Origin of the sequence: Arthrobacter agilis (assembly GCF_030816075.1) — a bacterium.
GTDB lineage: Bacteria > Actinomycetota > Actinomycetes > Actinomycetales > Micrococcaceae > Arthrobacter_D > Arthrobacter_D agilis_E.
The window spans coordinates 3,484,376-3,508,090 of sequence record NZ_JAUSXO010000001.1; the positions used below are offsets into that span (position 1 = coordinate 3,484,376).

Sequence of the window (23,715 nt, forward strand, 5' to 3'; positions counted from 1 at the left end):
GGCTGAGGAATTGTTTTGACGAGATAGATGGGGGTTGGTTCCGTGAGTTCCGACGAGATGCTGGCACCGCCGCCGGAGCCGCCGTGGCTCGCGCTGCCGCCCGAGGTCAGCGACCGGCTGCGGCCCCTCACCCCGAGCCTCGTCGAAGCGATCATCGAAGCCGTCCCGCAGCTGGTCCCCGCCTACGCCCGCCCCCTCGAGGGCAACTTCGGGCGTGGCCTGCGGACGGGCGTGGCCGCGGCGCTGGAGCGGTTCCTCGAGCTCCCGGGGACCGTGCTGCCCGCCCTCTCGGACCAGAGTCGCCAGCTGGTGGCCGCCCTCGGCAGGGGCGAGTTCCGCCACGGCCGCAGCATGGACGCGCTGCTCGGTGCCTACCGCATGGGGGCGCGTGTCACCTTCCGCGAGATGTCGCGCCGCTCCATGGAGGAGGGCCTCGGCCCCGCCGTCGTGGTGGACCTGGGCGAATCGATCATGGCGTACATCGACGAGCTCTCCGCCGTGAGCGCGGAGGCCTATGCGTTCGAGCAGTCCGAGCGTGCGGGCGCCGTGGACCGGCGCCGTGCCGAACTGCTGGAGCTGCTGCTGCTCGGGCAGGCGGACGAGACCGCGCTGCGCCAGGCGGCGTCGCTCGCGGACTGGGTGGTGCCCGCGCAGGTGGCCGTGGTGACGCTGCCGCTGGAACACGCGGAGGGGATCCGGCAGCGCCTCGGGCCGGGCGTCATCGTCGTCGAGCGCGAGACGGACGCCGTCGCCCTGGTGCCCGAGCGTGGACCGCGGCACCGGGCGGAACTGGACCGCGCACTCACCGGCAGGGGAGCGGCCATCGGTCCCGCCGGCGGCCTGGAGCAGGTGGCCCAGTCGCTCCGCCTGGCGGTCCTGGCCGCCTCCATGCTGCCGCCGCGCGAAAGCCCGGACGAACCGCCGGTCTGGGCGGACGAGCACATGACGGAGGTGGTCCTCGCGGCCGAACCGTCGGCCGTCGGGGAACTGGCCCGCCGCAGGCTCGCCCCGCTGGCCGGCCTGCCCGACAGCCAGCGGGCCAAGCTCGAGGAGACCCTGCTGGCCTGGCTGCGGCACTGGGGGCAGCGGGCCCCGATCGCCGAGGAGCTCGGCATCCACGGACAGACGGTCGGCTACCGCGTCCAGCAGCTGCGCGAGCTGTTCGGCGACGACCTCAGGGACCCGAAGGCGCGCTTCGAGCTGGAGATCGCGCTGCGCAGCGAGAACAGGGTCCCGGCCTAGGGACCGCTGTAGGTCGCGGCGGTCCAGAGGTGGAACAGGGCGTAGGCCCGGTAGGGGCGCCACGCCTCCGACCGCCGCCCGGCATCCCGGATGTCCGGGTTCCCCATCGCACGGCGCGCCACGAGGTCGCCGGGCGTGAAGGCGTCGGGATCCCGCAGGACGCGCACGGCGAGGTAGTCCGCGGACCACGGGCCGATCCCGGGGATGGCGAGCAGCTCCTTCCGCAGCGCGGCGTGGTCACCGGCGGGGTCGAGGGACAGCCCCGCGGCGACGGCGCGTGCCACGTTCTGCACCGTCGCGGCACGAGCGCGGGTCACGCCGACGGCGGCGCGCAGCTCCTCGTGCGGTGCTGCGGCGATGGCCTGCGGGGTGGGGAACAGGGTGAGACCCGAGTCGGTCGGCGTCCCGTAGGCGGCCGCGAGGCGCCCGCCGAACGTGCCGCCCGCGGCCACGGACACCTGCTGTCCGAGGACCGTCATGATCGCGGCCTCGAAGGCGTCCGGATACCCGACGGCCCGGAGGCCGGGGCGCCGGCGCACCAGCGGGCCGAGGAGGGAGTCGCCGTCGAACGCGCGGGCCACGGCGGCGACGTCCGTGTCGAGGTCCAGCCAGGAGCGCGTGGTGCGCACGAGGCACGCGAACTCGGCGTCGACGTCCGTGTCCGCGGTGAGCTCGACGTCGTCGGGCCGGACGGTGACCGTGACGCGGCGGGGGCCGCCCGGCGTCGCGAGCAGGCGGGTGTGGGAGCGGCCGGACACGCCCGTGCCGGCGATCTCGCAGCCCGGGATGGCGTGGTTCGCGAGGATCGCCGCCAGGGGGCCGGCGTCGAGCGCGCCGCGTGGGGTGAGGACAGCCGTGCGGCTCACGGGAGGATGGCGTCCACGTATCCGCCGTCCACGCGGACCGCCGCGCCGGTGGTGGCCGAGGCGAGGGGGGAGGCGAGGTAGGTGACCATGTTCGCGATCTCGCGCGGTTCGATCAGGCGCTCCAGCAGCGACTGCGGACGGTGGTCCTTCATGAACTGCCGCTGCGCGTCCTCCCATGCGAGGTCCTTGTCGACCAGCTGGTAGACGAAGTCCTCGACCCCGCCGGTGTGGGTGGGGCCGGCGATGATCGAGTTCACTGTCACACCCGTGCCGGCGGCCTCCTTGGCGAAGCCGCGCGAGACGCCGAGCAGGGCGGTCTTGGAGACGCCGTAGTGGATCATCTCGGCGGGGATGACGACCGCGGAATCACTCGCGATGTACTGGACGCGGCCCCAGCCGGCGTCGATCATGCCGGGCAGATAGGAGCGCGTGAGGCGGATGGCGGTGAGGACGTTGACCTCGAAGTAGCGGCGCCACTCGGAGTCGTCGATCTCCAGGGCGGGCTGCGCGCCGAAGATCCCGAGATTGTTGACGAGGATGTCCACGGCGGGCAGGATGCCGAGCGCTGCGGCGACGCCGTCGTCGGTGGTGACGTCGGCCGGGACGGCGACGAGATCGGCGTCGGGCACGTCCACCCGGATGGTCTCCAGGGCACGGGCGACACCGCGGTTGCTGCGGCCGTTCACCCCGACGCGCGCGCCCGCGGCCGCGAGTCCCGCCGCGATGGCCATGCCGATGCCCTGCGTGGATCCGGTCACGAGTGCCGTCTTGCCGCTGAGGTCGATTGCCACTGCCATGGGAGCTCCTGGGGCGGTCGGGGGAGGGACTGGAACCAACCCTACGACGGTGGCGCGGACCCCGATGCGCATAGCACGCCCACCGTGGTTCCGTCACATGGGTGTGCGTTCCGGGCGTGGAGAAAAGTTCCAGTTGCAGCAGGTATATTGCTCCCGGTATATGGAATACTTCCGCCTCTGCCGAGGTTGAGAGTGGCATCTGGGCGTATTCCCGCCCACAGAAGGAGATCTACCCCCATGGCAACCGACTACGACGAACCACGCGTCCGTCCGGAAGACCAGCCGGCCAACGAGTCCCTCGAGGCTATCCAGGCACAGCGCAGCGCGACCACGCAGACCGCGCTGATCGATGTCGAGGACGGCGAAACCGCCGAAGGCATCGACCTTCCCGGGGCCGACCTCTCCCACGAGGAACTCCTGATCCAGGTCATCCCGCAGCAGGAGGACGAGTTCACCTGCATGTCCTGCTTCCTGGTTCACCACCGCAGCCAGCTTGCGCGCGAGAAGAACGGCGACAAGTACTGCACCGAGTGCGAGGGCTGACCGAGCGTCCGGACCTACGAGAAGCCCCTGGCCCTGTGGCCGGGGGCTTTCTTCGTCCGGGGGCAGCCCCGCGTGGGCGCTCCCTGGCGGGTGCTGCACGCGATGACCGCCCACCCGGCCGCTGTCGAGCGTCGACGGGTCGCACGCCCACCCCCGTGCCGCCCAGTACGGTGGAGGCATGGAGTCCTCACACGTCATCGTCCTGCCCGGAGGCGGCTACGGCATGCTGTCCGACACCGAGAGCGAGGTCATCGCAGAGCACCTGCGCTCGCTCGGCCTCTCGGCCGACGTCTTCTACTACCCCGTGCAGACCCGGCACCCGGGCCCGCTCGACGCCGTGCGTGAGGAGATCCGCCGCGTCCGCGCCGCCGGCGTCGAACGGCTCGCCCTGCTCGGCTTCTCCGCGGGCGGGCACCTCGCGGGGCACGCTGCCCTGACCGCCTCCGCGGACGCCGTCGAGGGCGTCGACGCCGCGGTCCTCTGCTACCCCGTGGTGTCGATGGAGCTCGCCACCCACCGCGGCTCGCAGGACGAACTGCTCGGCCCCGACGCCGGAGGGGAACTCCGTGCGGCGACGTCCCTGGACCGCCTCGTGACGGCCGACGCCCCGCCGTTCTTCATCTGGCACACCGCCGAGGACGAAGCCGTGCCCGTGGAGCACGCGTACCTGCTCGGCCAGGCGCTCGCCGCGCACTTCGTGCCGCACGCCCTGCACGTCTTCGCCGAGGGCGAGCACGGGCTCGGGCTGGCGACGGGGGCGGGCGCCGCCGAGCAGTGGAGCCGCCTCGCCGCCGACTGGCTCGTGGCACAGGGCTGGTGACCGCGCGGGCCCGGCCCGCGGGCGGCACGCCGTGATCCGGCAGGCGGCCGCGGAGTCCCGTGCGGTGAACGGCCCGGTCCTCCCCGCGGGCAGGGTCGCGTGATCCTGCAGACCCTGGTGGCACTCGGCCCGGTGATCGGCCTGATCGCGCTCGGCTACGCCCTCCGGGCACGCAGCTTCCTGTCGCCGTCCTTCTGGCCGCCGGCGGAGCGGCTCTGCTACTTCGTCCTCCTGCCGGCGCTGTTCATCAGCGGCACCGCGACGGCGGACCTCGCGGGCCTGCCGATCGCCCTGATGGCGCCGATCCTCGCCGGGCCGGTGGTCCTGACGGCGCTCGGGCTCGTGCTCGCGCAGCGGTGGCTGGACCTCGACGGACCCGCGTTCACCTCCGTGCTGCAGGGCAGTATCCGCTTCAACAACTACCTCGGCCTCTCCATCGCCCTCGCCCTCTTCGGGCCCGACGGCGTCGCGCTCGCCGCGATCGCGAACACCGTCCTCGTGCCGCTCGTCAACGTGCTCTGCACGCTCGCCTTCGCGCGCTACGGGGCGGAGCGGCTGACACTCGCGGGCACCGTACGGAGTATCGCCACCAACCCCCTGATCCTCGGCTGCGTCCTCGGAATCCTGCTCAACGTGTCGGGCCTCGGGCTGCCGCCGGGCATCGCCGAGTTCGTGCGGGCCCTCGGCAGCGCGTCGCTGCCGCTCGGGCTCCTCTGCGTGGGCGCGGCCCTGGACCTGCGCAGCATCGGCCGCGATCCGGGCGCCGTGGTGCTGGCGACGGCGGTGAAGTTCGCGGTGCTGCCCGGCCTCGGGATCGCCGGGTGCCTGCTGCTGGGCCTCACGGGTGAGCCGGCCGCCACGGTGATCCTGTTCCTGTCCCTGCCCACGGCGTCCTCCGCGTACGTCATGGCGCGTGCCCTCGGCGGGGATGCCCGGCTCATGGCCTCCACCATCACCCTGCAGACCGTGGCGGGGGTGCTCTACCTGCCGGTGGTGTTCCTCGTCATCCGGGCGCTCACCGGCTGAGGGCCCGCCCGCCGAACTGTTCCTCGAGTTCGTGCAGGTCCAGGTCGCAGCCCTTGTCGGACCCGCGGAAGGTGCGGCGGTACGCGGCGGGGCTGACGCCGAGGGCTTTCTGGAAGTGGTGGCGGAGCAGCACCGCCTGGCCGAAACCGGCAGCGCGGGCGACGGCGTCGATGGTCAGCCGCGTCTCCTCCAGCAGCGACTGCGCACGCAGCAGGCGCTGCCCGGTGAGCCAGGCGGCCGGCGTCGTGCCCGTCTCCGAACGGAACCGCCGGGCGAAGGTCCGCTCGCTCATGTGCAGGCGCTGGGCGAGCGTGGCCACGGAGATGTCCTGGTCCAGGTGGTCGGCGAGCCACACCAGCAGCTCCTCCATCGACGCCCCGCACTCGGTGGGGACGGGCCGCTCGATGAACTGTGCCTGGCCTCCGTCGCGGTGCGGGGGTACCACCATCCCGCGGGCGATCGCCGTCGCGGCCCGCGGCCCGAACTCCCGCCGGACGAGGTGCAGGCTGGCATCGATGCCCGAGGCCGTCCCGGCGCTCGTGAGGATGTTCCCGTCCTCGACGTAGAGCACGTTCTCGTCCACGTGGGTACCCGGGTAGGCGTCGGCGAGGCTCCTCGTGTACCGCCAGTGGGTGGTCGCGGAGCGGCCGTCCAGCAGCCCGGCCTCGGCGAGGGCGAAGGCGCCCGAACACACCGAGAAGATCCGTGCGCCCCGCCGGTCGGCCGCCTGGAGGGCGGCCAGGACGGCGGCGGGGACGGCGGTACCGGCGGAGTAGGGGGCCATGATGACGAGGTCCGCGTCGTCGACGCCCGTGAGGTCGTCGTCGACCCGGAGGGACACGCCCGACGACGTCCGGACCATGCCCGGGACGGGCGTGCAGACGCGGAAGTCGAAGGCGGGGAGGCCCACGCCGAGGGAGGAGCGGTCGACGCCGAACACCTCGCAGACCACCCCGAACTCGAAGATGGAGAGGTCCGGGAGCACGATCACGGCGACCTTGGTGAACATGCCAGCAGTATGGCAGTTTTTGAGCGCTATGGGTCGTTTCTGCCACTCTTTTTTCGGGTCCGACAGGATCAGGATCGTCACATGACTCTCCTCCTGATCCTCCCGGTCCTGATCGTCCTCCTGGCCGCCTACCTCGTCCACGTCATCCACACGGATGCGCCACCCATCACGCCGGCGTCGCACGGGGAGTGGAGCGCGGACGACCTGCCCAGCTCCGCCTATTCCCGGCAGTGAGGCGGCGGCTCCGCCGCCGTCGTGCCGACTAGCCGGCGCGGATCCTGGAGCGTGCCTCGGGGTACAGCAGGCTCTCCGCGCCGACGAGGAGCCCCGTCACCACGGCCGTGACGGCCAGGGCTCCGAGTGGGGCCAGCTGCGCGCCCACGGGCAGGAGCAGCAGCAGGGTGGCTGCTCCGCCGAGCCGCCACTTCTTCCAGGAGCCGCTCATGCGCCGCCAGAACGCGGCACTGCCCAGCAGGTAGAGGGCGGTGCCCCCGAACAGGGCGAACGCCCCGAGCGCGCCGAAGCCCTCGGACTCGTCGATGTACGCCAGGACGTCCTCGACGCCGAAGGCCGACAGCACGATGCCCGCGACGAGCGGCAGGTGCAGGTAGGTGTAGCCCTCGACGGCGGCCGCCGTGCGGTCGTTCCCCTGCAGGGACGCGAAGCGGTGTTCGGTGGCGATCGCCGTCACGTCGAAGTAGAGCCACCACAGGCTGACCGAGAGGCCGATCCCCAGCACGGCGCCGAGGAGGATCGGGATGCTCACGGGTTCCTGGGACGCGCCCACGCCGATGGCGACGATCGACTCGCCGAGCGCCAGGATGATGACGAGCCCGTGACGTTCGGTCCAGTGGGCCGCGGAGTGCACGCGCCAGTTCCCGCCCGCGGAGGTGAGATAGGTCAGGACGATGTCGAGGGCGAGTCCGGCGAGCCAGAACCACGTCTGCGCGGACCCTCCGATCACCGCACCCGCGATGATGAGGGTCGCGCCCGAGAACATGGCCACCGACGTCTTGACGACCTGCCGCTGGAGCGGCTTGTCGTCCATCGCCGCGTACAGGTAGAGCACCAGGTGCAGCAGGCGCACGATGAAGTACGCCAGTGCGAGGACGAGGGGACCGCTGAGGCCGCCCTCGAGATCGGTGAAGGCCTCGGGGATGGCGAGCGCGGCGATGAACATGGCGACCATGACGGCGGACAGGCCGAGGCGCATGATGCCCTCGTCCACGTGCGTCTGGTTGCCCAGCCAGGAGTAGGACACCCACGACCACCAGAGGAGGCCGAGGATGATCAGTCCCTGCAGCACGCCGGGGAAGGAGTGCTCGTGCGCCATGAAGCCGGTGACCTGCGTGAACGCGAACACGAAGACGAGGTCGAAGAAGAGCTCGAACGTGGTGACGCGGTGCGATTCGTCGGAGACGCGCGCCGCCCGGATGGATCTCCGCTGGAGCTGCATGCGCACGAGTTTAGGGCCGCGGGGCCCGATCGCCGAGGGTTCGTGCGTCATGAATTCGACAGCCGAGTAGTAAGCATGCTTGCTATCGATTCGGTCGGGACCTACGGTGAAGGAAAGCAACCTCCGCGAAAGGGTCATCATGATCACGCTCGAACAGATGAAGGATGCCATGAACGCCGGCGCGAACGTGCTGAGCGAGGACGGCGCCGTCCTCGGCCCCATGGGCCAGCTCTACGTCGACGACGCCACGGGCGAGCCCAGCTGGGTCACCGTCGCCACCCACTCCATGGGCAACCCCGAGTCCTTCGCGCCGCTGCGCGGGGCGAAGCTCACGGGCCGGGATGTCCGCCTGCCCTACTCGCACGCCAAGGTGTACGACTCCCCGAAGATGTCGCAGGACGGCCACCTGAGCCCCGAGGAGGAGCAGCACCTGCTGCGTTACTACGGCCTCATGGCGGAGAAGGACGACGTCGCCACCGATCAGGCGGCCGCCGCCGGCGTGGCGGACATGTCCGACACCTCCGGCAGGTCCGGCCGGTCCGATACCGACCGCGACCGCACGCAGACCTCACGCCCCGAGGGCGACTACTCCATGACGCGGTCCGAGGAGCAGTTGCGCGTCGGTACCGAGATCCACGAGACCGAGCGCGTCCGCCTCGTGAAGCGCGTGGTCACCGAGGACGTCACCATGACGGTGCAGATCCGCCGTGAGGAGCTCGTCGTCGAGCGTGTGCCCATCAAGGACGGCAAGCCCTTCTTCGACGACGGCGAGGGCTCCTTCACCGAGGCCGAGCGGGAGCGCCTGTACTCCGCCGTCGAGACGGCCTTCAACGGGGACACGACGGAGGTCATCCTGTACGAGGAGAAGCCCCGCGTGGAGATGGACGTGGTGCCGATCGAGCGCGTGCGGGTGCGCCGCGAGGCCCGCACCCACGACGAGACCGTCGGCGGCCAGGTGCGCAAGGAGGTCATCGACACGGAGCGCGTCGAGCTGTAGGCGGCCGGCCGGGCGCTAGTGGTCGCGGGCGGACAGGATGCAGAACTCGTTGCCGTCCGGGTCCGCCAGGACCTCCCAGCTGACGTCCGGCCCCTGCCCGACATCGATGCGGCGCGCGCCGAGCGTGACCAGGCGCTCGATCTCGGCGTCGCGGTCGTCTGTGCTGTGCGGCGCGAAGTCGAGGTGCAGGCGGTTCTTGCCCTGCTTCTCGTGCTCCACGGCGACGAACACGAGACCGGGCGGGACCTGCTCGAAGGAGAGCCTCGGCTCCAGCTCACGGGCCCACGGAGGGACGACGACCGCCTCTTCGTCGTCCTCGAACATCACCTCCCAGCCGAGCGCATCGGACCACCAGCGTGCCAGGGCGCGATGGTCGGAGGATTCGATGACGGTGGAGTACCAGCGCAGTGTCATGCGCCGAGTATGGTCCTGGGTCGCCCCGCACGCACCTGGCCGCCGGACAGGTCCTGTCCGCATGTGCCGGGATCCGGGCCCGGCCATGCCTGTCCGCAGGGCAGGGGCGAGAGCTGCCCGCCGGTGCCGTCCATGTTCCCGGTCGGGATGACGGGGGAGCGCTGCCCGTCTCAGCGGTCGAGCCGGCTCCGGAACAGCAGGTGGAGAAAGTAGGGCGCACCGAGCAGGGCCGTGAGGAGCCCCGCCGGTAGTTGCGCCGGGGCGATCGCCGTCCGGCCGATGAGGTCGCCGAGGCAGACGAGGATCGCGCCGAGCAGCAGGGCGGTGGGGATGATGAGCCGGTGCGAGGCTCCCACGAGTGCCCGCGCGGCATGCGGCGCCACGAGGCCCACGAAGCCGACCACCCCGATGCCGGCCACCGACGACGCCGTCAGCAGCACCGCGGCGGCGAGCAGGATCACCCGCGTCCGCGGGACCCACAGGCCGAGCAGGCGCGGGGTGTCCTCGTCGAGGGCCAGCAGGTCCTGCGAGCGGTGGTGGGACGCGACCACGGGCAGGGCGACGAGCAGGGCCACGGCCATGGGCACGAGGTGCTGCACCGACCGCCCGTACGTGGACCCGGACAGCCAGGTCAGCGCCTTCGCCTCGTTCCACGGGTCGGTGAGCACGATCAGCAGCGTGATCACGGCGGTCGCCGCCGCGGAGACCCCGATGCCGATGAGGACCAGCCGGTCGGTCTGCATGCCACCGCGGAAGGACAGCCCGAACACGATCAGGGAGACGACGGCGGCACCGACGCCGGCCGCCGCACTGACGGTCCAGAACCCGGCCAGCGGCACGAGGGTGATCACGAGGATCGCACCCACGCCCGCTCCGCCCGAGACGCCGATGATCGCCGGCTCCGCGAGGGGGTTCCGGGTCACCGCCTGGATGGCGGTCCCGGCCAGGGCGAGGGAGGCACCCGCCAGGAGCGCCGCCCCCACGCGCGGCGCCCGGGTGTCCATCACGCTCGACACCACCGGCCCGGCCTGGCCGGACACCCAGTTGAGGATGTCGCCGAGGAGGAGTTTCGCGTCCCCCAGCAGGAACCCGGCGATCGTCACGGCGACGAGCAGCACCGCGAGCACCACGAGGACCCCCGTGCTGCGGGCCGCTCCGACGGTGCGCAGGGAGACGGTGCGGGCTTCCCGGGTGGGGCCGTCCGAGCGCATGCGGTGGGCGAGGGCCACGAGGAAGACGGCACCGAAGACCGTGGTCACGACGCCGGTGGGCACCTCGACGGCACTCTCGGCGCCGACGGCGGCCCGCAGCAGCACGTCCGCCCCGAGCACGAGGAAGACGCCCATCAGCGCCGCCGCGGGGATCAGGGCGATGTGCCGGTGCAGCCCGGGGATGTGCGGGGCCGCGAGCCGCACGAGGGCGGGCGCGGCGAGGCCCACGAAGCCGATGGGGCCGGCGACGGTGACGGCCGCGGCGGAGAGCAGCACGGCGAGGACGATCGCGAGGACCTGGGTGCCGCGGACGTTGATGCCGAGCACGCGTGCCTGGTCGTCGCCGAGCGTCAGCAGGTCCAGGGAGCGTGATTTCACGAGCAGCACGAGCAGGGCGGCCGCGGCGAGGGGTGCGAGCAGGACGAACTTCTCGAGCCCGCTCTGGCCGAGCGATCCCGAGCCCCAGGCGAAGAGGCCGCGGGTCTCCTGGGAGAACAGCAGCAGGAGGGTGCTGGTCAGGGCGTGGAACGCGAGGGCGATGGCCGAGCCGGCGAGCACCAGGCGCACGCTCGAGGACTGCCCGGCGCCGGAGAGCGCGAGGACGAGGGCCGCGGCACCGAGGCCGCCGAGGAAGGCCACGCCCACGGAACCGAGGAGGGGGACCTGCAGGCCGAGGGCCGCGACGGCGACGACGGCGAGGTGGGCGCCCGCATTGACCGCGAGGGTGTCGGGGGAGGCGAGGGCGTTGCGGGAGACGGACTGCATCACGGCGCCGGCCGCTCCGAGCGCGGCTCCCACGAGCAGGCCGGCCGCCAGCCGGGGGATGCGGCTGGCGGCGACGACCGCCCCGGTGGTCCCGTCGTCGTCCCCGACGAGCAGGCCGAGGATGTCCGCGGGGCCGACGCTCGAGGTGCCCTGCGTGAGGTGCACGAGGGCGAGGATCACGGTGGCGACGGCCAGGAGGCCGCCGGCGACGGCCAGGCGTGCGCCGGGGCGCGGGCTGTCGGCCCGGGCCGGACGCGGAGCGGGCCTGGTCAGCGTCGCCGACGGCACGTCGGCTACTTCGCTGCCTGTGCGGTGACGGCGTCGACCGCCGCGTCCACGAACTGCTCCATGGAGCTGGGGCCGCCGAACGTCCAGAGGGCGTCGGGGAAGCGCGTCACGTGGCCGGCCTCGACGAAGGGGAGGGACTTCCACACGGCGTTGTCCTTCAGCTGCTCCTGGTAGGGGTCACCGAAGGCGTCGTTGGCGATGTACCAGAAGGCGGTGTCCTCCGGCAGGGCGGTGAGGCCCTCGACGTCGGTCTGCGCGAGGCCGTAGGCGGGGTCGCCCTCCTGGGTCCACGCGTTGGCGAGGCCGAGCTGCGCGAAGACGTTGCCGACGAGCGAGCCCTCGGTGAAGGGGCGGATGGAGACGCTGCCGGCGTCGACGTACGCATCCGAGAAGGCCACGGGGGTGCCTGCACCGCCGGCCTCCTCGATGGAGGCCTTGCCCTCGGCGATCCGGGCCTCGAAGCCGGACTTCAGCTCGGCGGCCTGGTCCTCGGTGCCGGTGACCGTGGCGATCAGCTCGAGGTTCTCGAACATCTGGCCGATGTTGTCGGTGGCGTCACCGCCGGGTACGACGACGACCGGCACGGTCTTCTCGATCTGCTCGATCGCGCCCTCGGCGAGCTGGTCGGTGACGATGACGACGTCGGGTGTGAGGGACACGAGGGTGTCGATGCTGGGCTCACCGCGCACGCCGATGTCGGTGACGGACTCGTCGAGCGGCTCGGCGCTGACCCACTGGGCGTAGCCCTCCACGTCCGCTGCTCCGACCGGCATGACGCCGAGCGAGACGAGGTTCTCGGCGGCGTTCCACTCCGTGGCGACCACGCGCTCGGCCGGGCCGTCGAGGGTGACCTCCTTGCCGCGGGCATCCGTGACGGTGATGCTCCCGCCGGCCGCGGCGTCCTCGGTGGGCGTGCTGCCGGTGGCCTCCTCCGTGGTGCCGCACGCGGTCAGGGAGAGCAGGGCCACCGCTGCGAGGGCAGCGAGGATCTTCGGTTGTATCATCGTCTTCATTTCTCTCGGGAGCGCGGGGTGCGCGGGGGGATCAGGAGGCGGCGGGAACCGGGGCCGCGTTGTGGCGCCCGACGGCGCGGGTGGAGACCGTGTTACCGGAGACCGTGACGTCGACGCGCACGCCGTAGGCGCGGGACAGGTTCTCGGAGGTGAGCACCTCCACGGGGGTGCCGCGCGCCATGATGGCCCCGTCCTCGAGCAGCACAACCTGGTCGGCGATGGCGGCCGCCTGGTCGAGGTCGTGCAGGACGACGCCGACGGTCACCCCGTGATCGGTGGCGAGGTCGCGGATGACGTCGAGGATCTCCACCTGGTAGCGGAGGTCGAGGTAGGTCGTCGGCTCATCGAGGAGCAGCACCCCGGTGTCCTGGGCGAGGCAGCTCGCCAGCCAGACGCGCTGCACCTGCCCGCCGGAGAGTGCCGCGACGGGGCGGTCCGCGAGCCCGGCGGTGCGGGTGAGGTCGAGGGCCTTCTCCACGGCGGCGGTGCCCTGCGGGTCCTGTCCCGTCCAGCGGCTGCGGTGGGGATGGCGGCCGAAGCCGACCACCTCCCGGACGGTGAGTCCGCCGGGCACGGGTCGGCTCTGGGCCAGCAGGGTGATGGTGCGGGCGAACTCGCGGGGCGAGAGCGCGAGGAGGTCGGCGCCGTCGTCGAGCATCACCGTCCCGGCGTCGGGGGCGTGCAGGCGTGCGATGGTGCGGAGCAGCGTGGACTTCCCGCTGCCGTTGGGGCCGATGAGGGCCGTGACCGTGCCGGGTAGAAGATCGAAGGAGACGGATCCGATGACCCGCCGGCTCCCGTAGGAGACGCCCAGGTCCGCGACGGAGAGGGCTGGCGCGGAGGCGGGGATCGTCGGGGGCACTCTCTTAGGTTAGGTTCTCCTAACCAGCAGTGCAAGAAATAAGGTCATAACCGCGTGTCCTAATTCGATGACGCGGTGGAAGCACGGGAAAGGCCCCGGGCGCGGGGTCCGGGGCCTCTCTCATCGTGCTGCCCGCCGGCGTGCGGCGGGGCGTCCGGCCGGAGTGCCGGCGGGAGGGTTATGCGCGTGCGGTCTTGCGGGTGTTGTCGCGGGTCAGCAGCAGGGCCAGGGCGATCATGCCGACGCCCAGGAGGAAGTGCAGCCAGTTGTCCGCGCCGTTGAGGGGCACGAAGTTGCCGGCGGAGTTCTGGTCGATGACCAGGCCGTAGATCCACAGGACGAGGTAGATGATGCCGCCGTACAGCAGGTACGAGCGGGCGCCGCTGATGGTGCGGGCCATGGCGAGGCCGGCCGCGCCGAAGAGCAGGTGGACGATGTTGTGCAGGATCGACACCTGGAACAGGCCGAGGAGCTTCGCCTCCGACTCGTGGCCGGCGAACATCATCGTGCTGTAGTCCGAGGTGATGCCGGGGATGAAGCCGAGGATCCCGACGAGCAGGAAGACCGCGCCGACGGCGAGGGCTGCTTTCTGGACATTGGTGCGTGCGCCCGCGTGGGGCGTGGTGGACGTGGTCATGAATGTTCTCCCAATAGGTGTGCGGTGCATCGGCGCTGCGCAGGAATCGTCAGCGGCCGATAGAGCGGTGCGTCCGAAAGGACGGTGAGACCTGCCGGGACGACGGGGCGGCCGCTTCGGGTGAAGCCTCGCCCGCTCATCGCATCCGGCATCGTAAGCCTACTGTGCATCAGCCCTCGAGGGGCTGCGTCGCGCGGGGAACCGCGGCCGTGTTGCGCAGCGGTGCCCGGGGCGCTATCGGCCTGCGGTACCCGTCCGCCGGTCGGGTACCGCAGGCCCTACCCACGGGCGGACGTCGTCCCTAGGGTGGGAGCATCGTCGGGCATCGACCCGCGGACACCATCGAGGGAGGCAGGCCATGGCACGTCAGACCGACGCGACCGAGGGGTTCACCGAGCAGGAGCGAGCGGCCATGAAGGCGCGGACCGCCGAGCTGCGGGCGGAGGCCAAGCGCGGCAAGAACCGCGCCGCGGGCGAGCAGGCGATCCAGGACAAGATCGCCGAGATGCCGGAACCGGAGCGTGAGATCGCCGGGAAGTTCCACGCGCTGGTGTCCGCCGTCGCCCCGGAGCTCGAGCCCAAGACCTGGTACGGCATGCCGGCCTACGCCCGCGACGGGAAGGTGGTGACGTTCTTCCAGGCCGGGGCGAAGTTCGATTCGCACTACTCGACGATCGGTTTCAACGACGCCGCGAACCTGGACGACGGCGTGTTCTGGCCCAACGCCTTCGCGATCACCGCGTGGAACGGCGACGTGGAGGAGGAGTTGCGCCGCCTAGTGGCGAAGGCGGTCAGCTGAGTCCGGCCCGTATACTCCCAGCATGCCGATTCCGCGCCTTGGTCAAGGCATCCCCGCCCCGCATCCGCGTCCCGAGCACCGCTGGAGCGAGCTGTGAGCGGCGGTCTCGTCGCCCTGCTGGACGATGTCGCGGCACTGGCCCGCATCGCGGCCGCCTCCATCGACGACGTCGCCGCCGGTGCCGCGAAGGCGGGCGCGAAGGCTGCCGGCGTGGTGATCGACGACGCCGCCGTGACCCCCCAGTACGTGGCGGGGGCGCATCCGTCCCGTGAGCTGCCGATGATCAAGCGGATCTTCTGGGGCTCGCTGCGGAACAAGCTGGTGATCATCCTGCCGGCGCTGCTGCTCGTCAGCGCTTTCATCCCGGGGATCATCCCGTTCATCCTCATGCTGGGCGGCACCTACCTCTGCTACGAGGGCGCCGAGAAGGTCTGGCACAAGCTGCGCGGCCACCACGCGGCCGAGAAGGCGCCGGCCGTGGAACGCGGCCCGGAGGCCGAGGCCAAGGTCACCAAGGGCGCCATCACCACCGACTTCATCCTCTCCTGCGAGATCATGGTCATCTCGATGAACGAGGTGGCCGACGAGTCACTGGTGTCCCGGGCGCTCATCCTCATCGCCGTGGCGATCGCGATCACGGTGCTCGTGTACGGCGCCGTCGCCCTGATCGTGAAGATGGACGACATCGGCCTGCATTTGACCACCAAGGAGTCGGAGGGCTCCCAGCGGTTCGGTGCGCTGCTCGTCACGGCGATGCCCGGTGTCCTGGCCGCGATCACCCTCGTCGGGACCGTCGCCATGCTGTGGGTGGGCGGCCACATCATGCTCCAGGGGGCCTACGACCTCGGGTGGCACGCACCCTATGACCTGGTCCACGTCCTCGAGCATCCTTTCGCCGGCATCCCGGTGGTGGGCGGTTTCCTGGCCTGGCTCGTGAACACCCTCTGCTCCGCCGTCCTCGGCCTCGCGTGGGGCCTCGTCGTCCTGGCGATCGTCCACCCCCTCCTGGCGATGCTGCCGTTCGGCGCGAAAGGCGGCCACGAGGAGGGCGACCTCCGTGCCGCTGTCGCCGGTCACCGTCCGGTGGAGCACGACGCCGGGACGGGGTCCCAGCCCGATCCGTGAGAGGTGAGGGGTAGGACGACGACGGGGCGCCCGCTGCTGCGGACGCCCCGTTCGTGCTTCGTGCGGACGTGCTACCGGGTGAGGTCCACGCGGTAGGTGGCCGTGGCCGACCCGTCCTCGCTCGTCACGGTGAGCACGGCGGTCCGGTTGCTGCCGGAGGGCTGCGTCACGGACACGGTGGCGTAGGGATCCGACGGGAGGGCGGAGACGACGGGCGTCTTGCCCTTGATCGGCACCGCGTAGCTCGTGACCGCGGGATCGAACCCGGCGACCGGCGTGCCGCCCACGCTGATGCCGGCGAGGGCCGCATCCGAGGACTCCGCGGGAACGGCGCCGAGGACCTCGATCTCGCTGACCACCATGTGGGTGTTCGGGCGGGCCGTCATGACCACGCGGACGCTCGACGCCGTGACGCCGTCCAGCGGCAGGGTCACCGCCGGCGCGGGCGAGCCGGCCGGGACGCCGACAGCACCGCCGGCGTTGCTCCAGGCGCCGTCCGCACCCTGCACCTGCAACTGCAGGGTCTGCGCATAGCTGTCCGAGGACCCGTCGCGGAAGAAGTGCACCACGACACCGCCCAGCGTGTGTGCCTCGGGTAGCGTCACGGTCAGGGTGTCGGCCGCGTTCTTGGCGCTGGAGCGCCAGTTGGACCACGCCTTGTCGCGGGTGTCGCCGTTGAACAGTCCGGCCGTGCCGTAGCCCGGCTCGGTGAACGTGGCGCTCGCAGTGGTGCCGCCGTCGTCGGCCACGTTGTCCAGCGTGCCCTCGGTGACCTGGATGCGGACGGTCGCCGGGAGCGTGCTGCCGTTCCCGGCGTCGGCGGTGCCGGACAGCTCGTACACGCCGGGGGCGGGGTAGCCGACCGGGGCGCTCCACGTGACCGGACGCTCGACCGTGCCGCCCTGGCTGCCGACGGCGGTCACGGTGGCGGGCAGGCCCGGCAGCCCGTTGACGACGGCCTTGGCGCGGGCCGGCTGCGTGGACACGAGGGTGTCCACGGTGACCGTGAGTTCCACGGGGAACTGCGTGCCGGTGACGTCGGTCGCGGTGCCCTTGACCTTCACGGTGCCGGGCTTCTTCCAGCGGTTGTCGTTCGGGATCTTCCACTCCACCGGGATCGCTCCGCGGGCGCCGTCGCGGTACACCGGCGTGACGGTCTCCGGCAGCACGGGGGCTGTGCCGGGGACGGTGAACGCCGTGGCGGCCTGCACCGAGAGGACTGTCTCGTCGATCAGCGTCCAGCGCTGGTTGGCGCCGGAGTTCGCGAGGTAGAGGGTCACGGGGGCGCCCTCGGCGGTCGATCCGCCGCCCACCTCGAGCAGCAGGTTCGTCGCGGCGTTCACGAAGGTGTACGTGCCGTCGCCGGTGGTCGAGGCGATCCATTCGGCGCGCGGGTTCGCTCCTGCGGGGGTGAGGACGGCGGCGCCGCCCTCGTCGGCGAGCTGCGAGGCGCCGTCGAGCGTGGTGATGGAGTAGCGCTCGCGGTTGGTGTTGTCCTCGCCGAGGCTGGTGAAGCGGAACAGCTGGCCAGCGTCGGCGGGGTCGGTGGCGCTGATGACGGCGGTGCCGCCGCGGCTCTCGATCGACGTGCCGCTCTGCACGCCCTGGAGGCGGTACACGTTGCCGTCCTGGAGGGCTGCCGCGTCCTCCGCGATGCCGGAGACGCCCTCGACCACGAAGGTGGTGACGGACTCGGCGGGTGCTGTGACGACGGCGGAGCCGCCCTCGATCGCGACCGGCGCACCCTCCACGAGCGCGCCGTTGACGTCGCTGACCACGGGGGTGACCGTGGCGCCCTTGGCGACGGACCCGAACTTCGAGAAGTCGAGGACCACGGGCTTCGCGTCCGTGGACTCGTTGATGTGGACCACGGCGGCACCGGTGCCGGTGATGGCCGCGGTGGTGTCGTCGTCGTTCACCTGCACCAGGCGGTCGCCGGGCTGGATGTAGTGCGTGTAGTTCCGCACGGTGTCGAACTTGGTGTTCGTGTAGATGGGGCAGCTCTCGAGCGTGTCGGCGTCGGTGCAGTCGAACGGCATCTGGATGCTGCCCCAGTTGGCGCCGGCCGCGGACTCGCCGCCGGGCTTCATGTTGTCGTAGTCCTCCACGGGCTGCCAGAACACCCAGGCGCTGGGCTCCAGCTCACGGAGGTCGTCCGTGATGCGCTTGGCCATGCCGAGGCCCGGTTCCATGCTGGTGAAGCTCTGGCCGTTGCCCCAGGAGCCTTCGACCTCGCTCATCCACAGAGGCTTGTCCTCGCCCTTGGCGATGTCCCGGACGGTGGTGCGCTGGCCGGTGCCGTAGGTGTGGACGTTGAGCTGGTCCACGAGGTCGCGGACCTCCGCGGGGTATGTGTTCCAGTTGGTGGCGAACGTGCCCGGGTTGGTCTCGTCCATCGCGGAGATGGTGGCATCCGTACTGGCGGCGTCGAGCTTCGGGGCGAGGTCCCTGATGACCTGCTGCTGGAGCTGCGGGCTGATGTGCGCGCCCTCCTGCCGCCCGCCGACCGGCTCTCCACCAGCGTTCAGGCGCGTGCTCCAGTAGTTGGTGTTGGGCTCGTTGAACGGGTCGAGCGTGTCCACCGTGATGCCGTGGGCGTCCTCGAGCTCCTCGACCACGCGCACCAGGTAGGAGGTGAAGTCGTCGATGCTCTCGGTCTTCAGCTGGTCCTTGTTCGCGTCGAAGCCGCCGGAGACGTAGCCGCTGACGGTCTGGAACCAGGGCGGCGAGTTGCTGAAGGCCTCCCAGTGGGTGATGTCCTGCTTGATGCGGTCGATCCACCAGCGCTGCGTGGCATCCGCCTCGAAGTTCCAGTCGGCGGGGTCCTCGGGGTCGAACCAGTCGGTGTCCTCACGCGTGGTGCCCTCGGGGGCGTTCCACCAGCCCTCGACGGCGCCGCCCGGGCGCAGGTAGTCCTTCACGTCGGGGGCGTTGCCGCCGCCGATGTTGTACCGGGCGATGTTGAGGTTCAGGCCCTCGGGGCCGAAGACCAGCTCCGCGAGGCGGTTCCGGATCTCGTCGGGGTAGTCGCCGGTGGCGTTCGCGAACCAGACGAGGCTCGTGCCCCAGCCCTCGAACTCCTCGCCCTGGTAGGAGGGGTCGGGCGTGAGGGTGAGGGCGCCGTCGGGCACGGCGGGCGCTGCGGGCGGAGCCGGGGGCGCGGCCTGTGCCGCACCCCCGATCAGGGAGGCGGCGGCCAGGACGGCGGCCACCCCCGTGGCGGCGGCCTGAGTGGCACGCCTGGATCGATTCGTCATTGAACGGGTTCCTTCCAGCAAGGGTTGAACTACGAGACGGTGGTGCGGGCCTTCCTCGTGAGGACGGCGACGGAGCGGGGAGCCAGCTTGGACTCCTCGCCGGTGAGGGTGTCGCCGTCGACGCCGGTGATGTCCACGGGCGCGTCGGTGCGGTTGATGAGGAAGACGTAGTCGGCGTCGTCACCGGTGCGCAGCACCTGCTCCACGGCGCCGCGCAGTTCGGCGGGCAGCTCGCTGGCGATGCCGGCGCGGGCGGCGAGGTCCGCGAGGACGGGCTCGAGGCCTTCCGCGCCGAGCCGCGCTCCCACGTAGGCGGCGCTGCCGGACCCGACCGTGCGGCGCGTGACGGCGGCGTCGCCGGAGTGCTCGCCCGTGGTGTAGCGGGCGAGGACCTCGACGCCGTCGGCGCGGGGCTGCACGCGGTCGGCCCAGAGGGTCGCGGTGGTGCCGTTGTCCAGCTGGACGTCCACGCCGTCGAGCAGGGGGCCGAACTCGTCGACGCGCACGCCGAGCAGGTCCGCGAGGGCGCCCGGGTAGCCGCCGAGCCAGATGTGGTCGTTCTCGTCCGTGATGCCGCTGAAGTAGCTCGCCACAAGATGCCCGCCGTCGCCCACGTACTCCTCCAGGCGCGTCTTCAGTGCGGCGGGGACGGTGTGCAGGATGGGCGCGACGACGAGGCCGTAGCCGGTGAGGTCGGCGGCGGAGGGGACGACGTCGGCACGGATGCCGAGGGCCAGGAACGCCGAGTACCAGTCGAGGGCCTCCTGCTTGTAGCGCAGGCGGTCGGACGGGTGGGAGTCCTGTTCGGAGGCCCACCAGGAGTCCCAGTCGAAGAGGATCGCGGCAGGGGCTGCGCTGCGGCGGGACCCGACGACGGCGGAGAGCTCGCCGAGTTCGCGGCCGAGGGCCACGACGTCGCGGAAGATTGGGCTGTCCTCGCCGGCGTGGGGGACCATCGCGGAGTGGAACTTCTCGGCACCGGCCTTGGACTGCCGCCACTGGAAGTAGCAGACGGCGTCCGCGCCGTGGGCCACGTGGGTGAGGGAGTCGCGGCGCAGGGCGCCGGACTTCTTCGGGGTGTTGACGGGCTGCCAGTTCACCGCGCTCGTGGAGTGCTCCATGAGGAACCAGGGCCTGCCGCCGGCGATGTTGCCGGTGAGGTTGGCGGAGAAGGAGAGCTCGTCGACGGCCTGCGGGCCGGGCACGAAGTAGTGGTCATTGGCGACGAAGTCCACCTCGGAGGCCCAGTCGGCGTAGTCCATGCCCTTGGTCTCGCCCATGACCATGAAGTTCGTGGTGACGGGGATGTCCGGGGTGATGCTGTTGAGGATGTCGCGTTCCTCGCGCAGGTACTGCTTGAGGGCGTCCGAGGAGAACCGCTTGAAGTCGAGCTGCTGCGTGGGGTTGGGGTGCGAGGCGGCCTGGCGCGGGGGCAGGATCTGCTCGAAGCGCGTGTAGCGCTGGGCCCAGAAGTCGGTGCCCCAGGCGTCGTTGAGGGCGTCGATGCTGCCGTACCGGTCGGTGAGCCAGGTGCGGAAGGCGCGGGCGGCGTCGTCGGAGTAGTCGTAGATGTTGTGGCAGCCGAGCTCGTTGGAGATGTGCCAGGCGCACACGGCGGGGTGGTCCCTGTAGCGCTCGGCCATCGTGGTGACGAGCTTCAGGGCGTGCTCGCGGAAGACGGGGCTGGTGGGGCGCCAGTGCTGGCGCGCGCCGGGCCAGAGGATGCCGCCGTCGGCCGTGACGGGCAGGATCTCGGGGTGCTCGGTAGCGAGCCACGGCGGCGGGGAGGCGGTGGCGGTGGCGAGGTCGACGGCGATGCCGTTGGCGTGCAGGAGGTCAATGATCTCGTCCAGCCAGGCGAAGTTCCAGGTGTCCCGCTCGGGCTGCAGGCGGGCCCAGGAGAAGATCGCGAGCGACACCACGTTGACGCCGGCCTCGCGCATGAGGCGCACGTCCTCGTCCCACGTCTCGCGCGGCCACTGCTCGGGGTTGTAGTCGGCGCCGAAGGCCATGCGCCGGCGGTTCGGCTCGGACGGCCAGCGCAGCCAGCGGTGGGTGGTGGGGATAGACACGGGACAGCTCCTTGGGGTGTTTCCTGGGGCACCGATGGTGCGTCCGGCGCCGTCCGGGGCCTGCCGGTGGGCAGGGCGGAAGACGGCGGGTACAGCGGAAAAGGGGTACAGCGGAAAAGGGGTACAGCGGGAAGTGGAACGGACCGGGCGGATGCGCGCGAGCTCCCGCCCGGTCCGGGTCTGGTGGTACTACTCCGAGACGGTGAAGCCCTGCTCGGTGCCGTACTTGATGCTCGCGTCCTGCCAGCTCTTCAGCCCGTCCTTGAGCGGGGTGTCCGAGACGTAGGCCTGGCCCACGGTGTCGTTGAAGATGCTGTTCGCGTAGACCTGGAAGGGCAGGTAGGACCAGCCTTCGGGGACGTTCTGCGCGGACTCCGCGAAGATCTCGTTGGCCTTCTGGCCGCCGAAGTACTCGAACTCGGAGTTCAGGAACTCGTCGGACTCGAGGGCCGCGGACGTCGCGGGGAACGCGCCGCCGTCGATGCGGGTCTGGACGCCGTCGCCCACGTTGGCGTAGTCGAGGAAGGCGTACGCGAGGGCGCCCTGCTCGCTGGCGGCCGGGATGGTCAGCGAGCTGCCACCGTTCTCGGCGCTCGCGGTGCCGCCCTCTTCCCACTGGGGGAGCGGTGCCGCACGCCACTTGCCGGCGGCCGCGGGGACACCGGAGGTGAAGTTGCCGGGCATCCAGGCGCCGGTGGCGAGGGTGGCGATGGTGCCGGTGCCGAGGCCCTGGTACCACTCGTCGCTCCAGGAGCTGATGGGGGCCAGGAGGTCCTCGTCGAGCAGCTGCTGCCACGTCTCGGCGAACTTGGTGGAGCCCTCGTCGGAGAAGTCGACCTTCACGTCGGTGCCGTCCACCGTGTAGGGCTTGCCGCCGGCCTGCCAGATGAGGCTGGTGGCGAAGCCGGCGTCGCCCGTGTCGTTGGCGATGTACACGTTGGGGTCGGCCTTGTGGAGTGCGCGGGCCGCTTCGACGTACTCGTCCCACGTGGTGGGGACCTCGACGCCGTACTTCTCGAAGACCTCCGTGTTGTAGAACAGGGCCATGGGCCCGGAGTCCATGGGGAGGCCGTAGATGCCCTCGTTCGCCTGGACGGAGCTCCACGGGCCGGGGCTGAAGGTGTCCTGCAGGTCGCCGGCACCGTAGCCGGTGAGGTCCTGCACGGATTCGGCCAGGGCGAACTGGGGGAGCGCGTAGTACTCGACCTGCGCGACGTCGGGCACGCCCGAGCCGGCGGCGATCGCGTTCTGCAGCGCCGTGTACTGGTCGTTGCCGGTGCCGGCGTTCACGAGGTCGATGTTCACGTTCGGGTGCTCGGCCTCGAAGTCCTCGACGACCTTCTCCAGCGTGGGCTCCCAGGCCCAGACGGTGAGGTCGCCACCCTTGTCGAGGGCCGCCTGGACGTCGTCGGCGCTGACCTCCGCGGGTGCTGAGCCGCCGGCGTCGTTCCCGCCGCCACCGCAGGCGGTGAGGGCGAGGGCTGCCGCGAGGGCCAGTGCCGAACCGCGCAGCACCGCCGGGGAGATTTTGCTCTTCATGGGGTTCCTTTTCACTTCATCGTTTTTCGGAAGGGGGTGTTCGGGAGGGGGTCTACTCTTTGACGGCGCCGGCGCTGAGGCCGGACTGCCAGTAGCGCTGCAGCAGCAGGAACGCTGCGATCAGCGGGAGGATGGTGAGGAGCGAGCCGGTGATGACGAGGTTGAAGATGGCCTCGCCGCCGGCCGTGGAGGCCTGCGCGTTCCAGGCGTTCAGGCCGAGGGTCAGCGGGTACCAGGCGGGGTCCTTGAGCATGATCAGCGGCAGGAAGTAGTTGTTCCACGTGGCCACCATGGTGAACAGGAGCACCGTGACGATGCCCGGTCCCAGCAGTGGCAGGCAGATCTGGAAGAACGTGCGGAACTCGCCGGCGCCGTCCATGCGGGCCGATTCCAGCAGTTCGGTGGGGATGGCCTCCGAGGCGAACGTCCACATCAGGTACAGGCCGAACGGCGAGATGAGGGACGGGATGATCACCGACCACGGGGTGTTGGTGAGGCCCATCTCGCTGAACATGAGGAATGTGGGGACCGCCAGGGCGGTGCCGGGGACGGCGACCGCGCCGATGACGACGGCGAACACGGCCTTCTTGCCCGGGAAGCTGAACTTCGCGAGGGCGTACCCGCCGAGGACGGCGAGGAACGTGGCCCCGCCGGCGCCGAGCACCACGTACAGCACCGTGTTGAGGAACCAGCGGCCGAAGATGCCGTCGTCGTAGGCGAGGGTGTCGCCGATGTTGCCGAAGAGGGCGAAGTCGCCCGAGAACCAGAGGCCGAACGAGGTGAAGAGATCGGCCTGGGTTTTGGACGAGTTGATGAACAGCCAGACGAGCGGGATGAGGCTGTAGACGAGGACGATCCCGGTGAGGACGGTCAGCAGGACGCTGCGGCGCGGGTTGTCGACGCCGCGGCGCGTGCTCTTCATGCGCACGTAGCCGGGCTTCGTCTTCTGCCTGGTCCCGTGCTTGTCCGTGCGGGTG

The 23,715-nt window shown here is 71.1% G+C and carries 21 protein-coding genes; 8 read left to right on the plus strand and 13 right to left on the minus strand.

The annotated features are described in order from the left end of the window. Positions 1 to 42 precede the first annotated feature (42 nt). Positions 43 to 1,242, plus strand: coding sequence for a PucR family transcriptional regulator (locus QFZ50_RS16470; protein ID WP_307085977.1), 1,200 nt, complete (start codon positions 43 to 45; stop codon positions 1,240 to 1,242). Here the strand turns inward: QFZ50_RS16470 and QFZ50_RS16475 are convergent. Next, a complete protein-coding gene (locus tag QFZ50_RS16475) occupies positions 1,239 to 2,108 on the minus strand; it encodes a DNA-3-methyladenine glycosylase family protein (protein WP_307085979.1) in 870 nt (289 codons plus the stop codon). The two genes, QFZ50_RS16470 and QFZ50_RS16475, sit on opposite strands and share 4 nt — an antisense overlap. Further along, positions 2,105 to 2,899 (minus strand): SDR family NAD(P)-dependent oxidoreductase, encoded by a 795-nt coding sequence (locus QFZ50_RS16480; protein WP_307086865.1) that lies wholly within the window; start codon positions 2,897 to 2,899, stop codon positions 2,105 to 2,107. Before QFZ50_RS16480 ends, QFZ50_RS16475 begins: the two co-directional genes overlap by 4 nt. A 243-nt stretch (positions 2,900 to 3,142) precedes the next feature. Between QFZ50_RS16480 and QFZ50_RS16485 the strand changes: the two genes are divergently transcribed. The 3 genes from QFZ50_RS16485 (at position 3,143) to QFZ50_RS16495 (ending at position 5,294) form a co-directional block, all read left to right on the plus strand. Next, positions 3,143 to 3,448, plus strand: coding sequence for a DUF4193 domain-containing protein (locus QFZ50_RS16485; RefSeq protein WP_104048589.1), 306 nt, complete (start codon positions 3,143 to 3,145; stop codon positions 3,446 to 3,448). Positions 3,449 to 3,626: 178 nt separating this feature from the next. Further along, positions 3,627 to 4,268: an alpha/beta hydrolase gene (locus tag QFZ50_RS16490; protein ID WP_307085982.1), complete on the plus strand. Its 642-nt coding sequence runs from the start codon at positions 3,627 to 3,629 to the stop codon at positions 4,266 to 4,268. A 99-nt stretch (positions 4,269 to 4,367) separates the two neighbouring features. After that, positions 4,368 to 5,294 (plus strand): AEC family transporter, encoded by a 927-nt coding sequence (locus QFZ50_RS16495; RefSeq protein WP_307085983.1) that lies wholly within the window; start codon positions 4,368 to 4,370, stop codon positions 5,292 to 5,294. Here the strand turns inward: QFZ50_RS16495 and QFZ50_RS16500 are convergent. Further along, positions 5,284 to 6,303 (minus strand): GlxA family transcriptional regulator, encoded by a 1,020-nt coding sequence (locus QFZ50_RS16500; RefSeq protein WP_307085987.1) that lies wholly within the window; start codon positions 6,301 to 6,303, stop codon positions 5,284 to 5,286. The two genes, QFZ50_RS16495 and QFZ50_RS16500, sit on opposite strands and share 11 nt — an antisense overlap. 81 nt (positions 6,304 to 6,384) lie before the next feature. On the opposite strand from QFZ50_RS16500, the gene QFZ50_RS16505 reads away from it, so the two are divergent. Beyond that, the gene (locus QFZ50_RS16505; RefSeq protein WP_307085989.1) at positions 6,385 to 6,537 is read left to right on the plus strand and encodes a hypothetical protein; all 153 of its coding nucleotides are present in this window, start codon (positions 6,385 to 6,387) and stop codon (positions 6,535 to 6,537) included. Between the two features lie 28 nt (positions 6,538 to 6,565). Here the strand turns inward: QFZ50_RS16505 and QFZ50_RS16510 are convergent, their stop codons facing one another. Beyond that, positions 6,566 to 7,810 carry a low temperature requirement protein A gene (locus QFZ50_RS16510; RefSeq protein ID WP_307085991.1) on the minus strand — a complete coding sequence of 415 codons (1,245 nt, stop codon included), beginning with the start codon at positions 7,808 to 7,810 and terminating at the stop codon, positions 6,566 to 6,568. An 88-nt stretch (positions 7,811 to 7,898) separates the two neighbouring features. On the opposite strand from QFZ50_RS16510, the gene QFZ50_RS16515 reads away from it, so the two are divergent. Further along, a complete protein-coding gene (locus QFZ50_RS16515) occupies positions 7,899 to 8,756 on the plus strand; it encodes a YsnF/AvaK domain-containing protein (RefSeq protein WP_307085993.1) in 858 nt (285 codons plus the stop codon). A 15-nt stretch (positions 8,757 to 8,771) separates the two neighbouring features. On the opposite strand, the gene QFZ50_RS16520 is transcribed toward QFZ50_RS16515, so the two are convergent. From QFZ50_RS16520 to QFZ50_RS16540, 5 genes are all read right to left on the minus strand, one after another. Next, a complete protein-coding gene (locus tag QFZ50_RS16520; RefSeq protein ID WP_307085995.1) occupies positions 8,772 to 9,170 on the minus strand; it encodes a VOC family protein in 399 nt (132 codons plus the stop codon). A gap of 170 nt (positions 9,171 to 9,340) precedes the next feature. Continuing rightward, the gene (locus tag QFZ50_RS16525) at positions 9,341 to 11,434 is read right to left on the minus strand and encodes an iron ABC transporter permease (protein WP_307085996.1); all 2,094 of its coding nucleotides are present in this window, start codon (positions 11,432 to 11,434) and stop codon (positions 9,341 to 9,343) included. Between the two features lie 5 nt (positions 11,435 to 11,439). Beyond that, on the minus strand, positions 11,440 to 12,447 hold the full coding sequence (locus QFZ50_RS16530) for an ABC transporter substrate-binding protein (RefSeq protein ID WP_373462288.1): 1,008 nt from the start codon (positions 12,445 to 12,447) through the stop codon (positions 11,440 to 11,442). A gap of 31 nt (positions 12,448 to 12,478) precedes the next feature. Then, entirely contained in the window at positions 12,479 to 13,309 is an 831-nt protein-coding gene (locus tag QFZ50_RS16535) for an ABC transporter ATP-binding protein (RefSeq protein WP_307086000.1), read from the minus strand. A gap of 178 nt (positions 13,310 to 13,487) precedes the next feature. Continuing rightward, positions 13,488 to 13,946 (minus strand): DUF4383 domain-containing protein, encoded by a 459-nt coding sequence (locus tag QFZ50_RS16540; protein ID WP_307086002.1) that lies wholly within the window; start codon positions 13,944 to 13,946, stop codon positions 13,488 to 13,490. A gap of 358 nt (positions 13,947 to 14,304) precedes the next feature. On the opposite strand from QFZ50_RS16540, the gene QFZ50_RS16545 reads away from it, so the two are divergent. Both QFZ50_RS16545 and QFZ50_RS16550 read left to right on the plus strand, forming a co-directional pair. Further along, on the plus strand, positions 14,305 to 14,745 hold the full coding sequence (locus QFZ50_RS16545; RefSeq protein ID WP_307086003.1) for an iron chaperone: 441 nt from the start codon (positions 14,305 to 14,307) through the stop codon (positions 14,743 to 14,745). Between the two features lie 93 nt (positions 14,746 to 14,838). Continuing rightward, complete coding sequence (locus QFZ50_RS16550; protein WP_307086005.1) at positions 14,839 to 15,870, plus strand: DUF808 domain-containing protein; 1,032 nt, start codon at positions 14,839 to 14,841, stop codon at positions 15,868 to 15,870. A gap of 71 nt (positions 15,871 to 15,941) precedes the next feature. Here the strand turns inward: QFZ50_RS16550 and QFZ50_RS16555 are convergent, their stop codons facing one another. From QFZ50_RS16555 to QFZ50_RS16570, 4 genes are all read right to left on the minus strand, one after another. Continuing rightward, positions 15,942 to 19,127 (minus strand): RICIN domain-containing protein, encoded by a 3,186-nt coding sequence (locus tag QFZ50_RS16555; RefSeq protein WP_307086006.1) that lies wholly within the window; start codon positions 19,125 to 19,127, stop codon positions 15,942 to 15,944. Between the two features lie 29 nt (positions 19,128 to 19,156). Then, positions 19,157 to 21,199 carry a beta-galactosidase gene (locus tag QFZ50_RS16560; RefSeq protein ID WP_307086008.1) on the minus strand — a complete coding sequence of 681 codons (2,043 nt, stop codon included), beginning with the start codon at positions 21,197 to 21,199 and terminating at the stop codon, positions 19,157 to 19,159. Between the two features lie 189 nt (positions 21,200 to 21,388). Further along, positions 21,389 to 22,738 carry an ABC transporter substrate-binding protein gene (locus tag QFZ50_RS16565; RefSeq protein ID WP_307086009.1) on the minus strand — a complete coding sequence of 450 codons (1,350 nt, stop codon included), beginning with the start codon at positions 22,736 to 22,738 and terminating at the stop codon, positions 21,389 to 21,391. 52 nt (positions 22,739 to 22,790) lie between these two features. Continuing rightward, on the minus strand, positions 22,791 to 23,660 hold the full coding sequence (locus tag QFZ50_RS16570) for a carbohydrate ABC transporter permease (RefSeq protein ID WP_307086867.1): 870 nt from the start codon (positions 23,658 to 23,660) through the stop codon (positions 22,791 to 22,793). Positions 23,661 to 23,715: the final 55 nt, after the last annotated feature.

Bases quoted from the DNA above. Each gene is read 5' to 3' on its own strand.
- QFZ50_RS16490 (WP_307085982.1), top strand. From the start codon at position 3,627: ATGGAGTCCTCACACGTCATCGTCCTGCCCGGAGGCGGCTACGGCATG.
- QFZ50_RS16515 (WP_307085993.1), top strand. From the start codon at position 7,899: ATGATCACGCTCGAACAGATGAAGGATGCCATGAACGCCGGCGCGAAC.
- QFZ50_RS16545 (WP_307086003.1), top strand. From the start codon at position 14,305: ATGGCACGTCAGACCGACGCGACCGAGGGGTTCACCGAGCAGGAGCGA.
- QFZ50_RS16485 (WP_104048589.1), top strand. From the start codon at position 3,143: ATGGCAACCGACTACGACGAACCACGCGTCCGTCCGGAAGACCAGCCG.
- QFZ50_RS16520 (WP_307085995.1), bottom strand. From the start codon at position 9,170: ATGACACTGCGCTGGTACTCCACCGTCATCGAATCCTCCGACCATCGC.
- QFZ50_RS16530 (WP_373462288.1), bottom strand. From the start codon at position 12,447: ATGAAGACGATGATACAACCGAAGATCCTCGCTGCCCTCGCAGCGGTG.
- QFZ50_RS16500 (WP_307085987.1), bottom strand. From the start codon at position 6,303: ATGTTCACCAAGGTCGCCGTGATCGTGCTCCCGGACCTCTCCATCTTC.
- QFZ50_RS16510 (WP_307085991.1), bottom strand. From the start codon at position 7,810: ATGACGCACGAACCCTCGGCGATCGGGCCCCGCGGCCCTAAACTCGTG.
- QFZ50_RS16540 (WP_307086002.1), bottom strand. From the start codon at position 13,946: ATGACCACGTCCACCACGCCCCACGCGGGCGCACGCACCAATGTCCAG.
- QFZ50_RS16565 (WP_307086009.1), bottom strand. From the start codon at position 22,738: ATGAAGAGCAAAATCTCCCCGGCGGTGCTGCGCGGTTCGGCACTGGCC.
- QFZ50_RS16505 (WP_307085989.1), top strand. From the start codon at position 6,385: ATGACTCTCCTCCTGATCCTCCCGGTCCTGATCGTCCTCCTGGCCGCC.
- QFZ50_RS16555 (WP_307086006.1), bottom strand. From the start codon at position 19,127: ATGACGAATCGATCCAGGCGTGCCACTCAGGCCGCCGCCACGGGGGTG.
- QFZ50_RS16570 (WP_307086867.1), bottom strand. From the start codon at position 23,660: ATGAAGAGCACGCGCCGCGGCGTCGACAACCCGCGCCGCAGCGTCCTG.